Origin of the sequence: Bacillus sp. EKM202B (genome assembly GCF_011066025.1) — a bacterium.
Classification (GTDB): domain Bacteria; phylum Bacillota; class Bacilli; order Bacillales; family Bacillaceae_G; genus Bacillus_A; species Bacillus_A toyonensis.
Genome location: NZ_JAAMNK010000003.1, coordinates 182,670 through 197,814, shown reverse-complemented (window position 1 = coordinate 197,814; position 15,145 = coordinate 182,670). Strand labels below are relative to the sequence as shown.

Here is a 15,145-nt window from a genome sequence, read left to right as displayed (position 1 = left end):
CTTTGAACTTCAATAGTGAACGAGTAATCTAGTAATTATTGACGGTATCAGCCGTTATCTGAACTTGAGCAATCTAGAAGGAAATACGTCTAGATTGGAACAAGGGTGGAACCACGAAAACACATTCGTCCCTTTCCTAGGGATGAGTGTGTTTTTTTACGGCCTTAGAGATAGAAAATTTGAAATAATTAAAAAATTGTATTGATTTTGTTTTTTATGCGAGTATAATGAGTTAACAAATAAACATGAACGAAAAAGTAACGATAAGGACACGAAATCATTTTTACGGTTTACAGAGAGGGAAGCCAAGGGTGTGAGCTTCCTAACACGAGAAATGATTTTACCACCTTTGAACTTCAATAGTGAACGAGTAATCTAGTAATTATTGACGGTATCAGCCGTTATCTGAACTTGAGCAATCTAGGAGGAGATACGTCTAGATTGGAACAAGGGTGGAACCACGAAAACACATTCGTCCCTTTCCTAGGGATGAGTGTGTTTTTTTATCCCGCATTAACGGTCAGTAAGACTCCCATCTCAAAATTTGGCAGATGCGAGGGAGTTAGATGGGAGATCAACTGTCCGTAAAAGCCCGATTGGTTCAACTAATAATCAGTGAGGAATGGACAAAATCTCCACTGATTAAAGTTTCACTTTATTACTTTGAAAGGAGGTGCTGTAACATGAAACGATTCGTACGTACGGAAATAACCACCACCTGCATGATTAAAAAGCAGAACAAGGTGATTGATAGAGATAAAAAATAAAATTGTAGGAGGAGATTAGAAGATGCATAACGTTATTAATGTTGGGGTGTTAGGATTAGGTACAGTCGGAAGTGGTGTTGTCCACATTTTGAAAGAACATTATAAAAAAATCGCACTTGATACAGGATACGAAGTGAAAGTAAAAACAGTCGTTGTACGTGATTTGGAAAAAGAACGCGATGTTTGTATTGATGGAATTGCAGTAACAAGTCATGCAGATGAAGTTCTAAATGATTCAAATATTGATATTGTAGTAGAGGTAATGGGCGGAATTGAAGAAGCAAAACAGCATATTGTGAAGGCTTTACGAAATAAGAAGCATGTCGTAACAGCAAATAAAGATTTAATGGCTGTATACGGTGCGGAACTTCTTCAATTAGCGAACGTAAATGATTGTGATCTATGTTATGAGGCAAGTGTAGCGGGTGGTATTCCAGTGTTAAGAGGATTAACAGACGGATTAGCTTCAGATCAAATTGAAAAAATAATGGGAATTGTAAATGGAACAACAAATTACATGTTAACAAAGATGAGTCAAAATGGATGGTCGTATGAAGAGGCTTTACAGGAAGCACAAAAATTAGGATTCGCAGAATCAGATCCGACAGCAGATGTAGATGGACTAGATGCGGCGAGAAAGGTAGCGATCCTTGCGAATTTAGGGTTTTCGATGAATGTTTCATTAGATGATGTGCAAGTGAGAGGGATTCGAAAGGTTGCAAAAGAAGATTTACAAATGGCTGAAAAGTTAGGATTTACTATGAAACTAATTGGTAAAGCGGAGAAACAAGGAGCAGCTATTCATTTAAGTGTAGAACCGACTCTTTTACCAAGCCGTCATCCGTTATCAAATGTAAATAATGAATTTAATGCAGTGTATGTTCACGGTCAAGCAGTAGGGGAAGTGATGTTTTACGGACCTGGAGCTGGGAAGTTACCGACTGGCTCTGCTGTAGTAAGTGATATTATTTCGATTGTTAAAAATATGAATCAAGTTCCGAAAAATAAAAGTGCGTTAAAAGAACCAGTGCCGTATGAATTACAAGGAGATGAAGAAGTTGTTTCGAAATACTTCTTACGTATTTCATTACAAGATGAGCCAGGGATGTTGCAAAAAGTAACAGAATGTTTCGTTAATTATTCTGTAAGTTTAAAAGAAGTGATTCAATTACCTTTGAATCGTGAGCTTGCAGAAGTCGTTGTTGTGACACATCAAACTTCAAAATATCAATTCGAAAAAGTTTTAGGAGCAATAGAAGCTGTCGCAAGTGAAATAAACAGTTATTACATTATTGAGGAGGAAAAACAATATGTATAAAGGACTATTAAAACAGTATGCTGCTTATTTACCAGTAAATGAAAACACACCTGATGTCAGTTTAATGGAAGGGAATACGCCTCTAATTCCATTATTAAATATATCAAAACAATTAGGGATTCACTTATATGGTAAGTATGAAGGAGCGAATCCAACAGGTTCTTTTAAAGATCGTGGTATGGTAATGGCGGTTGCTAAAGCGAAAGAAGAAGGTTCTGAGGCAATCATTTGTGCATCAACAGGTAATACATCGGCAGCGGCTGCAGCATATGCGGCACGCCTCGGAATGAAATGTATTATCGTAATCCCGGAAGGAAAGATTGCGCATGGAAAGTTAGCGCAAGCAGTCGCTTATGGAGCTGAAATCATTTCAATAGAAGGAAATTTTGATGATGCACTTAAGGCTGTAAGAAACATTGCTGCAGAAGAGCCAATTACATTAGTAAACTCAGTGAACCCTTATCGAATTGAAGGGCAAAAAACAGCAGCGTTTGAAATTTGTGACCAGTTGCAAAAAGCGCCAGATGTTCTCGCTATTCCTGTTGGGAATGCAGGGAATATTACAGCATACTGGAAAGGGTTCTGTGAATATGAGAAAGAAAAAGGCTACAAAAAGCCAAGAATTCACGGCTTTGAAGCGGAAGGAGCAGCTGCAATTGTAAAAGGACATGTAATTGAAGAACCTGAAACAATTGCAACAGCTATACGTATCGGTAACCCAGCGAGTTGGTCATATGCAGTAGAGGCTGCTGAGCAGTCTCGAGGCGAGATAGATATGGTATCAGATGAGGAAATATTACATGCGTATAGATTGTTAGCAAAAACGGAAGGGGTTTTCGCTGAGCCAGGATCAAATGCTTCATTAGCTGGCGTAATGAAACATGTTCAATCTGGAAAAATCAAAAAAGGAGAAACAGTAGTTGCGGTATTAACTGGAAATGGTTTGAAAGATCCTGATATCGCAATTTCTTCTAATAAATTAGATATTGCAAGTGTTTCAAATGATATAGAACAAATTAAAGAACATATAAAAGGGGTGATTATGTCGTGATACCATTGAGAGTACGTGTGCCTGCTAGTACAGCAAATGTTGGACCTGGATTTGATTCAGTAGGAATAGCTTTGTCATTGTATTTAGAGGTTGTTGTAAAGGGCACAGCTGATAAATGGCAAGTAATACATTCCTTTGAAGATTCAATTCCGACAGATGATAAAAATTTAATCGTTAGCACGGCATGTAAAGTATGTCCTTCTTTATCACCCCATATAATAGAAGTTACTAGTAATATTCCGCTAACAAGAGGACTAGGAAGTAGTGCCTCAGCGATTGTAGCAGGAATAGAGCTTGCGAATCAACTTGCTAATTTGAACTTAACGACTGATCAAAAGGTTCAAATTGCTACAAATTTTGAAGGGCATCCAGATAATGTTGCAGCTTCTATATTAGGTGGAACTGTAATCGGAGCACTTGATGGAAAGAATGTTTCAGTTGTAAGGATTGAAAGTAAGGAATTAGGCGTAATTTCTCTTATTCCAAATGAAGAGCTAAATACAGATGAAAGTCGATCTGTATTACCAGAAATGTTTCCGTTTCATGAAGCAGTTAAAGCTAGTGCGATAAGCAACGTATTAGTAGCAGCATTATGCCAAAAGCGGTGGGAAGTTGTAGGTGAAATGATGGAAAGAGATCATTTTCACGAGCCATATCGTTTAGAACTCGTACCGTTATTACCATCTATTCGTAAATGCGCAAAAGAATTCGGTGCGTACGGCACAGCACTTAGCGGTGCGGGACCATCTATTTTTATATTAACGCCGTATGAGAAACGTCAAGAAATCGCTGAGCAATTAGCGAAAGTATTTACAGCTATGAAAGTATGTGAGCTTGAAATCGATCATAAAGGGATTTCTGTAAATAAGGAAGAACATATTGGATTATAAAAAAAGCTAGCATCGCTAGCTTTTTTTTGCTGTAAATATATTTTAAATCAGCATATAAAATGAAAATGAGTATTGTATAATTCAGTAAAGAGCGTATTAATTTTGGAGGTGATTATATGAGTTCAAAAGAGTCACCAGAAGAAAAAAGAGAACACATAAGACAAAGTGAGTTAAAAAATAACCCTACCGGTTCTTTGAATGATGGGCTCAATAGAGCGGAATCAGGTAGCCTTGGTGATATGACAGGGGGCATGAATTGGAAAGGTACAGGGATATTAATTTTAGTGTTAGTTTTAGGATATATTATATACACTTACTTTTTCAGTTAAGGAAAGCCTAGCGAAACTTTAATTTGTTTATTTGCATTATTTGTGAAAATAAAAAACAAGGATTAAAGTCCCGCTGTATTACATATTAAAAAATAAATTATAGTTATTTGAGAACTTTTTATACTCATAATAGAGTTAGCATTATGCTAGCTCTATTATTTTTTGCCATATTCCTGTAACAAATCCCCTGTATATTCAGGGATGGAGGTGCAGGAGATGAAAAAAATGATAGCGATATGTCTTCTTACAACTATGTCATTTTCGACTTTAGTCGGGTGTGATGTAAAAGGTAATAATGCTGTACAAGAGTCTAAAATAAAGAAAGCGACGTATAAAGATTTTACTTACGATGTAAATCCAGAGACTTTCACGTTAACTGTAGAACATGATGGTGTAAAGGAACAGGCATCACGAGCTCTGCCGATAATGAAGGTGTCGAATGTAAAAAAAGATAAGGATCGTATGTCGTGGGAATATCCAGATCAAAAAGTAAAAGTAAACTTAGAAAAGAAAAAAGACCACTTAAATATTGAAGTAGAATCGATTGGTGCAGAAAGCTTTACATGGCCGAAAGTACAGGCTGAAAATTATACACTTCCGTTATGGGAAGGTAAACAAATTCCAAGTAATGATGAGAATTGGAAGAAGTTTTTAAAGGATGATGCATATTCATTTGCTGAATCATTTTCTATGAAGTTTTTTGCATTAAATGGTTCGAAATATTCCATTGTATATATTGCGAATAATCTATTTAATAATGAAGTGAAATTTCATTCGGATCCGAAAATAGGGTTTGATTTTATACATGAATTCCCGAGTATAAATAAAAATAAAACATATGGTTTTCAATTATATGTCACAAATACTGATGCAGTAAGTATTGCTAAGCTGTATAAGGATAACATTATGGAAAAAGGTGAATTTAAAACATTACAAGAAAAGGCAAGAAGAAATAAAGAAATTGAAAAACTTTATGGAGCGGCTCATTTTTATTTTTGGAATCAAAATGGTTTATCAGCAAGTAATGTAAATTGGCCGAAGTTAAGAGAGCAAATAAATAGCCCAGTGTTTAGCCATATAAAAGAGCTTATTCAAAAAAATAGTTCAGAGCCTGGGGAATTAAATGTATTTGAGCAAGTAAGTAAACAAGATTTCATTGATAAGTATCAAAAAAATGTTATTTTGCGTTATGTAAACGAAGTGTTATCAATGAAGGAATTGTATAAAGAGGATATTTTCCCGAAAGTTGATCAGGAGGCTAGTGAGTTATTAAAAAAAGGTATAGATCACTTATCGAAAGCAGAACTGTATAGCTTAAATAAGCATTTATTAAAGTCAGTACTTGGTGATTCAGTTGAAGATATAAGTAAGTGGGGAAACGCAGATGGAACGGATATAATAAAGGAAATGAAAGAAGAAGGGATAGACAAAGCTTGGATTGGTCTACCGAACTGGGAACAAGGATTTATGCAACCTAATTTTGTTACAGAAGCTAAGAAAATGGGATATTTAGTTGGTCCGTATGATTCTTATCATTCCATTCATGAGAAAGGTGATAAAAATTGGAACACAGCGTCCTTTAATGATCCATCGTTATATGAAGAGGCAACTGTAACGAAGAAAAATGGAGAAAAGGTGCAAGGGTTTTTAGGTAGAGGGCGAAAACTAAATCCAACATTATCACTTCCTAGTGTAAAAGAACGAATGAACGATATATTGCAAAATGGTCCTAAATATAATTCATGGTTTATCGATTGTGATGCAACGGGTGAAATTTATGATGACTATTCATCAAAACATGTAACGACACAGGAACAAGATTTAAAAGCAAGATTACAACGAATGGATTATATTGCCCAAGAAAAAGGTATGGTAGTTGGCTCTGAGGGCGGAAATGATTTTGCCAGTAGTACGATTGCATTTGCTCATGGAATTGAAACGCCAGTTATTAAATGGGACGATGAAGATATGCGGAAAAACAAAACAAGCCCGTATTATGTCGGTGGATATTATTCACCAAATCAAAATGTTCCAGAAAAATATGCAAAACAAGTACCATTGAAAGAAGAATATAAACAAGTATATTTAAATCCAGTATATTCGCTTCCTTTATATAAATTAGTATACAACGATTCCGTCATTACAACGCATCACTGGGAATGGGGAAGTTTGAAAGTGAAAGATGAGGTAGGAAGCCGTATGCTATATGAGTTATTGTATAATGTTCCTCCTTTGTACCATTTAGATGAAGTAGAGTGGAATCAGCATAAAAAAGAAATTACAGAGCATCTGAAAGTTTGGAATGAAGTTCATAAAAAGGCAGTAAAAGAAGAAATGACAAACTTTGCATACTTGTCAGAAGATAAGCTAGTACAATCTACTTCATATGGAAAAGATATTAAAATTATTGTGAATTTCTCAAATGAAGATGTGGAAATAGAAAAAACGAAATTAAAAGCAAAGACTGCTTTAATTTATAATAATGGGAAGAAAATCATGTATACGCCGTTGGCGAAACAATAATGTGAAATATAACTGTATGAATAGAGAGTTAATAACTAACTTGACTCACTATTTTGTTCGTTCTTTCAGTTGAAAGTCAGATTATTTGAAATGAAAAGGTTGATAAATCTGTAATTTCGAATGTTGCGAAGTGCTAAATTTTTGAAGTTAGTAAATAGTGACTTGCCAAAAATAAGTACGAGAGTATAATGTGAAATGGAATATATATTGAATCCACAATGTAACCTTACAAATTTGTAAGGTAATTGAAAGGAAATTCAATATGAAGATTACTAGACATACATTATACTAGGGAAAGAGAAAGAGAGGCGAATGGGTATGAGCTCTGAATTAGAACAAAATACGAGAAGTAATAAGAAGCGTTCTAAAAGAAAGTCAATAAAGTGGTTTATAATAATTCCATTGTTCTTGCTTGTTTTTGGTGGAGTAGGATATGGGTCGTTAATATATAATAAAGCAAAAGCGGTTGTAAGTGATGCATATGCACAAATTGATAAATCATCAAAACGTGATAAAGAAGTGGAACCTTTAAAGGATAATATCTCAATTTTAATTATGGGTGTAGACGGTAGTGAAATGCGGAAAAGTCAATATGGTGAAGCGGTTCGAACGGATGCACTTTTATTAGCAACAATTAATAAAGATGATAAATCTGTTAAATTAGTTAGTATTCCGCGTGATTCACGTGTTTATATTCCATCTAGAAAAAAATTAGATAAAATTACGCATGCACATGTATTTGGTGGTGTTGAAAGTACACGAGATACTGTGGAAAGATTTTTAAATGTTCCAGTTGATTATTATGTGAAGTTTAACTTTGAGTCATTTGTTCAAATTGTAGATTCACTAGGTGGTATTGATATTGATGTACCTGTTACGTTCACAGAGCAAGATAGTAAAGACCAAGCAGGTATGATTCATTTAGAAAAAGGTTTCCAACATTTAAATGGAGAACAGGCACTTGCACTTGCAAGAACACGTAAAATTGATAGTGATGCAATGCGCGGACAGAGACAACAACTTGTAATAGAAGCAATTGCGAAAAAAGCAATGTCTGTTCAATCAATTAGCAAAATGGGCTCTCTACTTGATGCAGTTGATAAAAACATGAAAACAAACTTAACATTTGATGATATGCTTGCTATTACGAAAAACATGGCAGGATCGGATCTACAAATGGAAAAGATGCAAATTGAAGGTACTGATAAACGTATTGGTGGTATTTATTATTACATTCCAAATGAAAAAAATGTGAAAGATATTTCAAATAAACTGAATCAACATCTAGGTGTAACGCCAAAATCAGTTCTAAATGAAAAGTAAAAAAGATTGGCCTTTGCCAATCTTTTTTTATGGAAATGGATTTGTAACTTTTCTGTAACGATTTTTTATTCTAGAAAAATTATACTCATATGTATGAGATTATTGGATAAGCAAAAAGTAAAGATAAATACTGTTATAAGGAAAGATAACATATGCAAAAATGGATAAGCATTATGGGAATCGTCTTTATATTGACTGGATGTAAAATGTCTGAAGCTCCAACCAATTTAATGGGAGCTCCTGCAAATGAAAAGTGGATTAATGAACTAAAAGAGCAAATAGATAAAGATTTGCCTGTTAATTATCGGTTGCTTACTCCAAAGTCTAATAAAGATAAACAAATGATTTGGTCAATGGATTTTAAACAAGATAATAAAAAAGAAGCCATCGTATTTTATAAATTGCCGAATGAAGATCGTAGCGTATATTTAGCTGTATATGAGGAAATCGGCTATAAGTGGAAAATAAAGTCCACGCATAAATTTGATGGTGAGGATATAGATATCGTTGAAGTCGGTGATTTTACAGGGAATGGGAAGCGAGAATTATTAATTGGAATCTCTGTAAATCGTGAATCGTTAGAACATGTTATGTATGCTTTTTCAGAAGAAAATGATGATATGAAGGAGATTTATAATCGGCGTTACACGAAGTTATTTATAGAGGATCTAAATAGAAATGGTCTTAATGATATAAGCCTTGTTACTTATGAAAAAGATGAGAAGTTGACAGTTGAGCTTATTGAGCAGTTTAAGACAATATCAGAAGTTACATTTGATCCATTTATAAATAGTATTCAAAGAATACAAATGGGCCATATTTCTAAAACATTAAAGGCGATTGTAATTGATGCAGGAATTGGGGCTCATTCAGGTATAACTTATGTAGCAAAATTTGATAAGGATCATTATGAGGTACTACCTATAGATGGGAAAGAAGATTTATTCAATGAATATGTGGTGGAAAGTAAAGATGTAAATGAAGACGGTATTATTGAATTTGTTCGTACTGTACGTCCAAAAGGTTGGGAAGATAAGTCACATGGAGATAGTCCGCTCTTTGAACGTTACATACAGTGGAGTGAAGATGGAACGAAACCTATAGAAGAAAGATACATCGATATAGAAAAAGGGTATTTTGTGAAAATTCCTGAAGAGTTGATTGGGAAAATTACTATCCCAGATCAGCAGAAGGAATCAAATTCTCAAAAGTTTTTGGACGTAAATACAAATGAAATATGGCTTGAAGTCCAAATTTTTAAGCGGAAAGAATGGTTCAAAATAAAAGGATTCGAGGCAGCGGTGAAAACGGCTTCTCACGTATATGCAGTGCCGAAGCGATCAAAGTTTAAAAAAGTGAAAGCATATATAAAACCGCTAGCGGATTATCAACAAGAGTAGGGAGGTGGAAATTATGTCAACAATTTTAGTTTTAGAAGATGAAATGCCAATCCGTAGTTTTATTGTCTTAAATTTAAAGCGTGCTGGATTTTATGTATTAGAAGCTAGTACTGGAGAAGAAGCGTTACAGATTTTATGTGATCACACTGTTGATGTAGCGTTACTTGATGTCATGTTACCAGGAATTGATGGTTTTCAAGTTTGTAAAACTATTCGGGAAGAAAATAAAAAAATGGGCATTATTATGTTAACTGCACGTGTACAAGATGGAGATGTGGTGCAAGGACTAGGAATTGGTGCAGATGATTATATTACAAAACCGTTTAGTCCAGTAGAGTTAACTGCACGTATACAATCTCTATTAAGAAGAATAGAAGTGCATAAAGAAAAAACGAATACAATTACGTCTGGTCCGTTTTCGTTAAATATTATAGAAGAAAGATTATATAGAGATGGACAATTGGTTGATTTAACACCTACAGAGTATATGATTTTACAATACTTAATGAATCAATCCTCAAAGCCGGTTTCACGTGATGAAATTTTAAATATGATTTGGGGAACGAATTACGTAGGCGAGACGAAAGTCGTAGATGTAAATATGAGACGGTTACGCCAAAAGATAGAATGTAATCCATCAGAACCCGAATTTATCCTTACAGTGTGGGGAAAAGGATATGTGTGGAAGGAAAGTATAAGATGAAACGGAAAGTGACTTTATATTTTATGACGGTCATTACACTTATGCTTGTATTGTTTGAGGTAGTATTTTCGGTCTCAATTTATCGATATTATTATAATGGTATTGTGCAATATATAGAATCTCATGCGAAGACGAGTACTCGATTTTTCTCAGAATACAATTCATTATATTTTATTCGTTTGCAAGAATATAGTGGTGACATAATTAGTAGTTTTCAATTAGATGGAACGGAATTACAGTTAATTGATCGTCATGGTTTGGTTATACAATCTTCAAGTGGTGAAAAAGTAGAAGGTAAAGTGAATATCCCACAATCTTTATTGGAAGGTGAAATGTATAATCAAGTTACTACTACGAAAGATAATGAAAAACAACTAGAAGTGCTAAGCCCACTTATACATCAAGGACAAACAATCGGTGTTTTAAAATATACGACAGTATTAACACATGTGAATGCAAAGATTATTGAAATTATTATGTTTACTATTGCCGTTGGTATTGTTATTTCATGTATTGTCTTCTCAATTAGTAGACGCTTGGCAAATTCTTTTGTTGAGCCAATTGAATCTATCATTCAAGCTTCTTCACAAATCGCAGAAGGAACGTTGAAAAATAAAATTAAAGAAGATTATCCTGGTGAATTAGGTGAATTAGCACATAGTTTAAACTATATGTCTGATAAAATAGAAAAAGCGGAACAGATGAAAAATGAATTTATCGCTTCTATTTCTCATGAAATACGAACACCTTTAACAGGAATTAAAGGTTGGAGTGAGACGCTTAAAACAGTAGAACATTTAACAGAAGAAGAAATCAAGCAAGGTATGGGGATTATTTCCGGTGAGACAGACCGATTGATTCATTTAGTAGAAGAATTGTTAGATTTTTCAAGATTACAATCAAATCATTTTAATTTATATAAACAAAAGGTGCAATTGTACGATATACTAGAGGAGACGATTTGGCAATTAACTCCTAACGCTGAAAAGAAACAAATTCAATTCATTAATACTATAGAACGAATTGAATTGTTGGGAGACCGAAATAGGCTAAAGCAAATTTTCTTGAATATTATTCAAAATGCGATTAAATATTCACATGAAAATGGTACTGTATACATTGAAGCGACTAAAAATGAAGGACAAGCAGTGATAAAGGTGAAAGATGAAGGGATTGGAATTGCTAAAGAGCATTTACCATATATAGAGCAGTCTTTTTACCAGATTAATAATCATGCTGCAGGTGCAGGCCTTGGCTTAGCTATCGTAAAAAAAATGGTGGAGCTTCATAGAGGTACACTTAGTATTGTGAGTAAAGAAGGAATAGGAACAACAATTTTGATAAAACTCCCATTATAATACATATACAGTCTATTTATCACGCTATTTGTGGGTAGTGAGATTCCCGCCTCAAAATTCGGCTAGAGCAAAGAAGGTAGGTGGGAAATTAACTGCCCGTAAACACTCGATTAGTGAAGGTTAATAATCAGTGGGGGATGAATACCCCCCACTGATTAAAGTTTCACTTTATATCGTGCAATAAAATAAATAGATGTATAATTACATTGGGTGATTTATATATAAGATTAATAGGGAGAGGAATTCGATAGAATGGAAAAAGCTTTTAATATGAAACGAGTAGTAGTCGTTTTAATAGCGGTTGCAGCAGTAGCTATTGGGTATTTTATGTTTCAATCAATTACTTCACCAGCAAAGGCTGTTGCAAAACAAGAAAATGTAGTACAGCTTGCAAGTGAACAATCAAAAGTTGAATTGAATAAAACGGCACCAAGTCGTTTTAATGGAAAAGAAAGAAAAGTTGCTTATCTTACATTTGATGATGGACCAGGAAAATATACGGCTGAATTATTAAATACGTTAAAACAGCATGATGCGAAGGCGACATTCTTTTTAATTGGAGCGAATGTAAAAGAGTTTCCGGATTTAGTGAAACGTGAAAATGCAGAGGGACATTATGTAGGTATGCATAGTATGACACATAATTTTGCAAAGTTATATAAAAATGGTGAATATGTAAATGAGATGAAAGAAGACCAAAGCTTAATTGCTAATATTATTGGAAAATCACCTAAATTAACACGTCCACCATATGGTTCGATGCCTGGATTAAATGAAGGCCTTCGAAATAAAGTGGTAGAAGGCGGTTTTAAAGTTTGGGATTGGACAATTGATTCATTAGATTGGAAATATAATAAAATGCAAGTTGATGCAGCTGCAGCGCAAATTGCTCAAAACGTATTAACAAATGCAACAAAACCACAAGAAGTAATTTTAATGCATGATATTCACCCGCAATCAGTCGCTGCTGTGCCAGCAATTTTAAAGGGGTTAAAAGAAAAGGGTTATGAGTTTGAAGCTTATCATGAAGAAAGTCACTTCCCAGTGAACTTCTGGCATGATAACCGTATGTAATGGAGGAATGAATGTTGAAGTATGGAAAAGTAGCATTAGTTGGAGCGTTATCAGTAGGGGTATTAACAGGTTGTTTCGGTGAAAAGCCAGAAGAAAATTTATATACAGCTTTTGAAACAGCAGCGACACAAGAAAAGTCTTTAGTTGATGAAGCGAAAAAATTAGAGGGTTTAGAGAAGCAAGGTCAAGAACTATATTCTCAAATTTTACAAGAAGGTAAAGATCATAATGACGCAGTTATGAAAAAGATAGAACAAGCGACTGCAAATGTAGCTGACCGTGAAAAAGTATTGAAAAACGAAAAAGAAATGCTAGAAAAAGCGCAGAAGGAAACGAAATCCGTTCAAAGTAATATAGAAAAACTTGAAGATAAGAAAGTGCAAAAGCAAGCAAAGGCAGTTGAAGAGTCGTATAAAAAACGTTACGATGCATTCCAAAAGATGAATGAAAACTACACGAAGGCGTTAGCGACTGAAAAAGAATTGTACGAACAATTAAAGGTAAAAGAAACGAAATTAAAAGAGATTGGTGAGAAAGTTAAAACTTTTAATGAGTTAAATGGAGAAGCACAAAAGTCGAAAGAGCAGTTTAACAATTATACAAAAGAGTATAATGACAGTAAATTAGCATTTTATAAAGATGCGCAGATTAAGATTAAAGAACAGAAATAAAGAAAGTTCTTAATCGGAATATAAAGCCGAAAAAACATATAAAAATGTTTTTTCGGCTTTTATCGTTAAATGAATAGAAAAGACTGGAATAGATATCATAAAAGAGTTATAGTGAATTATTCGAAGGGAAACATTGTAAAGTAAGGAGAATGAAACATGTCATATGAATTTTTACTCAAATTAGGTTTAGCGCTCTTTTTAGGATTATTTATCGGGATAGATAGGCAGCTAAAGAATAAACCGCTTGGTGTGAAAACAAGTATGGTTATTTCTGTAGCAAGTTGTTTAATTACGATGGTTTCAATTGAATCAGTTCATGTATATTCTGTTCCAGGTCATACAAATATGGATCCAATGCGTCTTGCTGCTCAAATTGTGAGCGGAATCGGTTTCCTTGGAGCAGGTGTTATTTTACGAAGAAGTAATGACGTTATTTCTGGATTAACGACAGCTTCTATGGTGTGGGCTGCTTCAGCTTTAGGTATAGCAATTGGAGCAGGGTTTTATTTGCAAGCGACCGTTGCCATGATTTTAATTATTTTAGCGATTAACGTACTTCCGCAAATTGTGAAAATTGCAGGCCCGTATTCATTAAGACAAAAGGACTTATCTATAAAAATTACTGTAAAAGAGCACCAAGAATTAGATGGTATATTTAAGCAAATTAAAAAATTAGGCATGCATGTAAAACGAGTGAAAATTAAAGATATTGATAGTGGTGCATTTCAGCAATTGGAGATGGTTATTTTAGCTCCAGAAGATTTATATACAACTGAGTTATATAGTTCACTAAAAGAGATTGATCGAGTTGTTTCAGTTGAAGTTGAAAGTAGATAAAAAAGGGTGATGAAAATTCACTCTTTTTTTTACGCATAAAAAAACAGTTTGCTATAATTATTCTCTAAAGGGGATGAGAATGGTGGAGATACACATTAGAAGGGCGACAAAATCGGATATTGCAGCAATAGCAAAAGTACATGTGGAAAGCTGGAAAACAACGTATACCGGGATATTCGAAAACGAAATTTTAGAAAATGTAACATTTGAACAAAGAAAAAAGCAGTGGGAGGATATTTTTCAAAAAGAAGATAATTACCAATTCAGATTTGTAGCAGAAACGTTAAATGGAAAAATAATCGGATTCATTGATGGGGGAGTTGAAAGAAGCGGTACATATAATTGTGATGGAGAATTATATGCGATTTATCTGTTACAACAGTATCAAGGACTGAAAATAGGACAAAAATTATTTCAAGCGTTACTGTCGGAATGTATAAAAAATGGTATGCAATCTCTTTTAGTTTGGGTCGTTACTAATAATCCCGCTAAAAAGTTTTATGAAAAATATAACCCTGAAAAAATTGATACGAAATTTTTAGAGAGAGTACAGGTAGAAGAAACAGCGTATTGCTGGAGGAATATAAATAATATTATTATGTAAACTTTATGTTTTTAAAAGGTATACCTTTAATTGGTATACCTTTTTGTTTAACTCTGTTCAATCGATTAATAACGAGTAATGTGAAAAATAATGAATAGTTAACTTGAGAGTAAAAATTTTTCTATTGTATCTTTAATTAGATGAAATAAATGATAGAAAAGGAAAAAAATTTAGTTAGATAAAAAAATTCTGAAATATACTCTTGAATTGATAATAACAATCAATTAGAATCATAATTGATAATGATATTCAATCATTGGTTGTTTTATAAAATTTCGATAGCGTTAATATAAAGAG

13 protein-coding genes and 1 other annotated feature are annotated in these 15,145 nt (G+C 33.9%); all 13 genes read left to right on the top strand.

Features of this window, described 5'->3' with window-relative positions; all coding sequences use genetic code 11:
* The first annotated feature begins 251 nt into the window (after positions 1 to 251).
* Positions 252 to 483 (top strand) — a binding site (T-box leader).
* A gap of 306 nt (positions 484 to 789) precedes the next feature.
* The 13 genes from G9F74_RS06570 to G9F74_RS06510 all read left to right on the top strand — a co-directional run bounded on the left by G9F74_RS06570 (position 790) and on the right by G9F74_RS06510 (position 14,848).
* Positions 790 to 2,085: a homoserine dehydrogenase gene (locus G9F74_RS06570; RefSeq protein WP_000552042.1), complete on the top strand. Its 1,296-nt coding sequence runs from the start codon at positions 790 to 792 to the stop codon at positions 2,083 to 2,085.
* Positions 2,078 to 3,136, top strand: a complete 1,059-nt coding sequence (thrC, locus tag G9F74_RS06565; protein ID WP_000276420.1) for a threonine synthase — start codon at positions 2,078 to 2,080, stop codon at positions 3,134 to 3,136. Before G9F74_RS06570 ends, thrC begins: the two co-directional genes overlap by 8 nt.
* On the top strand, positions 3,133 to 4,026 hold the full coding sequence (thrB, locus tag G9F74_RS06560; protein ID WP_000612653.1) for a homoserine kinase: 894 nt from the start codon (positions 3,133 to 3,135) through the stop codon (positions 4,024 to 4,026). Before thrC ends, thrB begins: the two co-directional genes overlap by 4 nt.
* Positions 4,027 to 4,142: 116 nt before the next feature.
* The gene (locus G9F74_RS06555) at positions 4,143 to 4,355 is read left to right on the top strand and encodes a DUF6366 family protein (RefSeq protein ID WP_000095422.1); all 213 of its coding nucleotides are present in this window, start codon (positions 4,143 to 4,145) and stop codon (positions 4,353 to 4,355) included.
* Positions 4,356 to 4,571: 216 nt separating this feature from the next.
* The gene (locus G9F74_RS06550) at positions 4,572 to 6,878 is read left to right on the top strand and encodes a glycoside hydrolase (protein WP_016108212.1); all 2,307 of its coding nucleotides are present in this window, start codon (positions 4,572 to 4,574) and stop codon (positions 6,876 to 6,878) included.
* A gap of 318 nt (positions 6,879 to 7,196) precedes the next feature.
* Positions 7,197 to 8,201, top strand: coding sequence for an LCP family protein (locus G9F74_RS06545; protein WP_002093782.1), 1,005 nt, complete (start codon positions 7,197 to 7,199; stop codon positions 8,199 to 8,201).
* 152 nt (positions 8,202 to 8,353) lie between these two features.
* Entirely contained in the window at positions 8,354 to 9,601 is a 1,248-nt protein-coding gene (locus G9F74_RS06540; RefSeq protein ID WP_001174826.1) for a hypothetical protein, read from the top strand.
* Positions 9,602 to 9,614: 13 nt separating this feature from the next.
* On the top strand, positions 9,615 to 10,304 hold the full coding sequence (locus tag G9F74_RS06535) for a response regulator transcription factor (protein ID WP_000104235.1): 690 nt from the start codon (positions 9,615 to 9,617) through the stop codon (positions 10,302 to 10,304).
* Positions 10,301 to 11,662 carry a HAMP domain-containing sensor histidine kinase gene (locus G9F74_RS06530; protein ID WP_000824521.1) on the top strand — a complete coding sequence of 454 codons (1,362 nt, stop codon included), beginning with the start codon at positions 10,301 to 10,303 and terminating at the stop codon, positions 11,660 to 11,662. The genes G9F74_RS06535 and G9F74_RS06530 overlap by 4 nt, the downstream gene beginning before the upstream one ends.
* Before the next feature lie 252 nt (positions 11,663 to 11,914).
* Positions 11,915 to 12,736, top strand: a complete 822-nt coding sequence (locus tag G9F74_RS06525) for a peptidoglycan-N-acetylglucosamine deacetylase (protein ID WP_000409398.1) — start codon at positions 11,915 to 11,917, stop codon at positions 12,734 to 12,736.
* Between the two features lie 14 nt (positions 12,737 to 12,750).
* Entirely contained in the window at positions 12,751 to 13,407 is a 657-nt protein-coding gene (locus G9F74_RS06520; protein WP_033658408.1) for a YkyA family protein, read from the top strand.
* Positions 13,408 to 13,563: 156 nt separating this feature from the next.
* Entirely contained in the window at positions 13,564 to 14,244 is a 681-nt protein-coding gene (locus G9F74_RS06515; protein WP_000119505.1) for an MgtC/SapB family protein, read from the top strand.
* Positions 14,245 to 14,323: 79 nt separating this feature from the next.
* Entirely contained in the window at positions 14,324 to 14,848 is a 525-nt protein-coding gene (locus tag G9F74_RS06510; RefSeq protein WP_000229284.1) for a GNAT family N-acetyltransferase, read from the top strand.
* Positions 14,849 to 15,145 lie beyond the last annotated feature (297 nt).